Origin of the sequence: Streptomyces sp. SID486 (assembly GCF_009865385.1) — a bacterium.
Lineage (GTDB): Bacteria > Actinomycetota > Actinomycetes > Streptomycetales > Streptomycetaceae > Streptomyces.
Genome location: NZ_WWJT01000031.1, coordinates 1 through 5,109, shown reverse-complemented (window position 1 = coordinate 5,109; position 5,109 = coordinate 1). Strand labels below are relative to the sequence as shown.

Here is a 5,109-nt window from a genome sequence, read left to right as displayed (position 1 = left end):
CTCCGCCGCCCCCGGCCGCCTCTTCTCGCACCGCCCTCTCGCCGACCGGGAGGCTTGTGTGAAGGTCACAGGATTCCCGACCCGGCAGACGAGTGATCGAACGGCCCCGGATGTGCAATGCTCGACGCGTGACGAGCGAGCCTCTGCCTCCGGTGGACCGCGATGCCGGCGCCGAGCTGGCGGCGCTGGCCAAGGTCGTGGCACGGCAGCGCGCCGAGATGGAACGGCTGCGGGACCTGGCCGCCACCTCGGCCGTCCTGGAGCGCGCCAAGGGCGTGCTGATGGCCGTCACCGGCTGTACGCCGGACACCGCCCACGAGGAGCTGCTGCAGCGCGCCAAGGACGGGAACCGCACCCTCCTCGAACAGTGCTGGCTCACCCTGGGCGCCCTGCCGCCCAAGGAACGCCCCGCCGCCCCGTCCGCACCTCCCGCGGCCACGCCCGCCCCCGTCGGCTCCTGGGCGAGCGCGCCCGGCGGCACCCTGGGCCTGACGGACGTACTGGGGCACGTCGGCCGCGACCTGGTCCGGGTCGGCTCGCCGCACGAACTGGCCGGCTGCCTGCTGGACCACCTGGCGCCCGAGGTGGACGCCGACGCGGTGATGCTCTACGAGCGGCTGCCCGAGGGCGGGCTCACCCTGATCGGACACGCCGGCATCGACCCGACCCTCGCCGCCCAGTGGCAGCACGTGCCGCCGGTGACCGGAGTGCCCGCACTCGACGCCCTGCGGACCGGGGAGCCGCGCTGGCTGGAGAACGTCACCGAGGACCGCGCCCGCTACCTGCTCATCGGCGTACCTCCCGAGCGCTGGCTCACCCGGGCCTGGCTGCCCGTGTCGACCGGGGACACGGCGAGCGTCGCCCTCGGCGTGCTGCGCCGGCGCGGCGGCCCCTTCGAGGCGCGTGAGCGGGAGCTGCTGCGGGCCGTGGCCCGGCTGTGCGCGGGCCGGCTGCGGGCCTTCGACAGTCCGCAGGACGGCAGGGCCGCGAACGTCTCCCAGACCGTGCAGGCGGTGTTCGACGCGCTGCCGGGCGCGGTGATCCTGCTCACCCCGCTGCGCTCCGCCGCCGGCGAGGTGGAGGACTACCGCATCGACGCCGCCACTCCGGAGGCGATCGACGTGTTCGGCCGGAGCGGCCGGGCCATGGTCGGCAGCCGCATCCTGGAGAGTTACCCGTCGGTCGCCGGCGAGCCGCTGTGGCAGGGGTATCTCCAGGCCCTGGAGACCGGAAACCCGTTCGAGGGCGAGCCGTTCGCCTACCAGGACGTGATCGGCGAGGTGCCCGTGACCGCCACCTACACGGTGCGGGCCGCGCGGCTGGGCGACGGCCTGGTCGTCACCTGGCTGCGGCACGACCCGGTGGAACGCCAGGAACAGCGGCTGGCCGACGTGCAGCGGCTCGGCAACCTCGGCTGGGCCAACTGGAACCTGATCACCCAGGAGATCTCCTGGGCCGTGCAGACCTACACCGTGCTCGGCAGGCAGCCCGGGCAGCGGCCGGTCCGGCTGGAGCGGCTGCCCGACCTGGCCCTGGCCGAGGACAAGGGGCCGCTCGCCCACGCCATCGCCGAACTCGTCTCGCGGGGCCGGGCGTTCGACGTCCCGTTCCGGATGGAGACGACCGGGGGCGTCCGGCACCTGCGGATGGTCGCCGAAGCGGTCACGGCGCCCGACGGCACCCCGGTCGAGGTGCACGGCTTCGTCCAGGACCTCTCCGCGCAGCGCAGCGCCGAACTCGCGCTGGTGGAGAGCGAACGCGCCATGCTGCTCCAGCGCGGCATCCTGCAGGCCGAGCGGGCGCTGGCGGCCCGGCTGCAGCACGCCCTGCTGCCGCTGCCCGACAAGCCCCGGCAGCTGGCCGGGCTGCGCATCGAGGTGGCCTACCTGCCCTCGCAGACGGGCATCCACGTCGGCGGCGACTGGTTCAGCGCCATCGAACTGCCCGACTCCGAGGCACTGTTCGTGGTCGGCGACGTGGCGGGGCACGGCATCGACGCCGTCGCCACCATGGCCCAGCTGAGATTCACCGCGAAAGGCATGGTCAGTACCGGTTCCTCGCTCACCGGCGCGCTGAGCCGGCTCAACCAGCTGCTGCTGCACTCGCGCGACGGCCAGACCACCGCCACCATGGTCCTGGCCCGCTACGACCCCGAACGGCGCGTCCTGGCCTGGGCCCAGGCCGGGCACCCGCCACCGCTGCTGGTACGCCGGGGCGAGGTGCGCTTCCTCGACCGGCCCGGCGGCATGCTGCTCGGCGCGACGGCCGCCCCCGTCTACGAGTCGCTGGAGCTGCGACTGGCACCCGGTGACCGGCTGCTGCTCTACACCGACGGCCTGGTGGAACGCCCCGGTGAGGGCATCGACGCGGGCTTCGCCCGGCTGGGCGAGGCGGTACGGGCGCACGGCCACGGCGAGTCCGGCTCCCTGGACGCGCTGCTCGCCACGATGCTGGCGGACGAACGGCGCGACGACGTGTGCGTGCTGGACATCCGGGTCCCCCTCGACGACCTGCGGGACGCGGAGGGGCCGGCGGAGACGGACGCCTGACCAGGGCCTGTCCGGCGGATCACGGCCGCAGCCATGAGCGGATCGTGGCGTGGGTGACGGTGCCGTGGAAAACCTGGGCGCGCTCGTCACAGCGCGCTGCCACGGCCCGGAAGTTGCTGAGCGCGTCGACGGTGCGTTCGACCTCGTTCAGGCACGTCACGCCAGGACGTGCCCGTTCGCAGGCGGGAGAGGATTTCGTCGATCACCGTGCGATGGCCGCTCCACCGTCGGCGATCCGCCGCCGGGCGTACACCTCGATCTCGATCTTCATGCGGGGATCGGCGAGGCCGCACACGAGCATGGTGGCGGCCGGCCGGACCTCTCCGAAGGCGCGACGCAGCACCGGCCAGCAGGGCTCGAAGTCGGCCCGGTCGGGCAGCAGATAGCGCACGCGCACCACGTCAGCGAAGGTGCACTCCGCTTCGGTCAGGGCAGCCTCGATGTTGCGCAGGCACTGCTCGGCCTGCTCCACCACGTTGTCCGGGATCGTCATGGTGGTGTAGTCGAACCCGGTCGTACCGGACACGTGCACCCAGTCACCGTCGACCACGGCGCGGGCGTAGCCGATCTGTTCCTCGAACGTCGAGCCGCTGAGGATGGAACGTCGCTCTGTCATGTGTCGAACGCTAAGTGACCAGCATTGATACGTCTAATACACTTTTGGGCATGGAGTGATATCTCTATGCGTATGGAGCGCCCTGAACTTCCCCTCCCGCAGTTGCACGCCTTCGTCGTGCTCGCCGAGGAACTCCACTTCGGCCGCGCCGCCACCCGCCTGGGCATCGCCCAGCCGCCGCTGAGCCAGCAGATCCGCCGCCTGGAGGACAAGGTCGGGTACGCGCTCTTCAGCCGCGAACCCGGGAACATCGGCCTCACCCCGGCGGGCCGGGAACTCCTGCCCGCCGCCCGGCATGCCCTCACCGACCTGGCGGAGGGCCTGACCGCGGCCAGAGAAGTCGGCAGCGGCAGGGCCGGCCGCCTGCGGATCGGCTTCGCCGCCTCCCTCGCCCTCACTGTCCTCCCCGGCCTGCTGCGCACCTTCCGGGAACGGTTCCCCGCCGTGGACCTGGACATCCAGGAGATGACCACCACACCGCAACTGGCCGCTCTGCGCGAAAGAACGATCGACATCGGCCTGTTGCGCGAACCTCCCGCTCACGACGCGGACCTCGGATTCAAGACCGTGTTGACCGAACCGTTCGTGGCCGTCCTGCCCTCCTCACACCCACTCACGGCACAACGGACCGTCAGGGTAGAGCAGTTGGCACAATGCCCCTTCGTCCTCCTGCCCCGCGCCGTCGGCCCGTCGCTGTACGACCGGATCACCGACCTGTGCACCGCTGCGGGCTTCACCCCCCGAGTGACCCAGCACGCCGTGGAATGGCAGACGGTCTGCGCCCTGGTGGAAACCGGCCTGGGCGTGTCACTGGCCCCGGAGAGCATCCGCCGCATCCGCCTCAAGGGCGTCGCCTTCCGCGGGATCGAGCCCGGCACCGCGCGCACACGAGTCGCCGTGGCGTGGCGCAAGAACGATGCAAACCCCCTGGTCCTACGCCTGTCGGCAGCTCTCGATCAAGACCCGCCGGACAGACCCTAGTCCTCCCTGACGGCCGCGTTCAGTCCGCGGGATGGCCGGCCTCGATGCCGACCGCGTCGGAGAGCCGGATCAGGTGCCCCTCCGGCGCCGCGCCGCCCCACTGGACCGGGTCGAGCACGTGACCCACGTGGTCGCCGCCGTCGATGCGGTGCACGACGGTGCCGACGAGCCAGGCCGCGGCCCCGTCCAGGACGGCCGAGCCGCCGGGTCCCTCGTGCCAGTCGAGCCGGGCGAACTTGTCGACCTCGTCGCCCGTCTCGCCGCCGAACAACTGCGCCAGGTCGCGCCGGTCGCGGGTGAGCAGATGGACGGCGAGATACTGCGCGCTCCGGGCCACCCGGCAGGTGCGGTTGGCCTTGGACAGCCACACGGCGAAGCGGGGCGGCCGGATGGAGCACTGCGAGGCGAAACCGACCAGGCAGCCGGCCCGCTCGCCGCCCGCGACGGCGGTGACCACGCACATGTCCGGGTTCAGCCGGTCGAAGAAGACACCAGGATCCACCGCCGTGTCACCGGCGTCCGGTGTGCCCTTGTCGTCCGTCATGCAGTCGCTCCCGTCCGCCGCCGCCCGGCTCCGGCCGGCGGCCGGGCCCGAGGTTCCGTTCGTGCCTTACGGGGTGCCCGGCACTCCGTTCACGAATCGTCGCCGAGGCCCGTGCGGGATTCCAGAGCACGGCGCGTGTCGTCGCCGTAGACGCCCGTCTCGTCGCCGCTGACGCCGTACCAGAGCTGGAAGCGGGCCACGGCCGCGGTGAGCGTGGCGTCGTAGGTGCCCTCGGTGGAGCCGTCACGGTAGACGTCCGGAACGCGCAGCAGGCGTCGCTGGAGGTCGGTGACCTCGGGGCCGGTGTCGCCCGCGCGCAGCGTACCGGAGCCGTCGGGGTCGGCCCCGCCGTCAGGGTCGGCCCCGCCGTCGGGGGCGCCTTCCGCGGAGGCGGGCGGCGCGGCCGTGGACGGCTGCAC

General features: G+C 72.6%; 5 protein-coding genes and 1 pseudogene. 2 read left to right on the top strand and 4 right to left on the bottom strand.

All coding sequences use genetic code 11. The features are described 5' to 3' along the window. The first annotated feature begins 152 nt into the window (after positions 1-152). Positions 153-2,549: a SpoIIE family protein phosphatase gene (locus tag GT045_RS01575; protein WP_161333052.1), complete on the top strand. Its 2,397-nt coding sequence runs from the start codon at positions 153-155 to the stop codon at positions 2,547-2,549. A gap of 19 nt (positions 2,550-2,568) precedes the next feature. On the opposite strand, the pseudogene GT045_RS01570 reads toward GT045_RS01575, so the two are convergent. Beyond that, positions 2,569-2,697, bottom strand: a pseudogene (locus tag GT045_RS01570) (IS5/IS1182 family transposase); the annotation flags it as partial. A 54-nt stretch (positions 2,698-2,751) separates the two neighbouring features. Beyond that, complete coding sequence (locus tag GT045_RS01565; protein WP_161333050.1) at positions 2,752-3,165, bottom strand: RidA family protein; 414 nt, start codon at positions 3,163-3,165, stop codon at positions 2,752-2,754. Positions 3,166-3,237: 72 nt separating this feature from the next. Here GT045_RS01565 and GT045_RS01560 point away from each other — a divergent pair, with 72 nt between their 5' ends. Beyond that, complete coding sequence (locus GT045_RS01560) at positions 3,238-4,146, top strand: LysR family transcriptional regulator (protein ID WP_161333049.1); 909 nt, start codon at positions 3,238-3,240, stop codon at positions 4,144-4,146. Between the two features lie 19 nt (positions 4,147-4,165). Here GT045_RS01560 and GT045_RS01555 read toward each other — a convergent pair whose 3' ends face one another. Both GT045_RS01555 and GT045_RS01550 read right to left on the bottom strand, forming a co-directional pair. Further along, positions 4,166-4,690 carry a flavin reductase family protein gene (locus GT045_RS01555; protein WP_161333048.1) on the bottom strand — a complete coding sequence of 175 codons (525 nt, stop codon included), beginning with the start codon at positions 4,688-4,690 and terminating at the stop codon, positions 4,166-4,168. Between the two features lie 89 nt (positions 4,691-4,779). After that, positions 4,780-5,109 (bottom strand): peptidoglycan-binding protein (locus GT045_RS01550; RefSeq protein ID WP_237538271.1); only part of this gene is annotated, 330 nt, incomplete at its 5' end.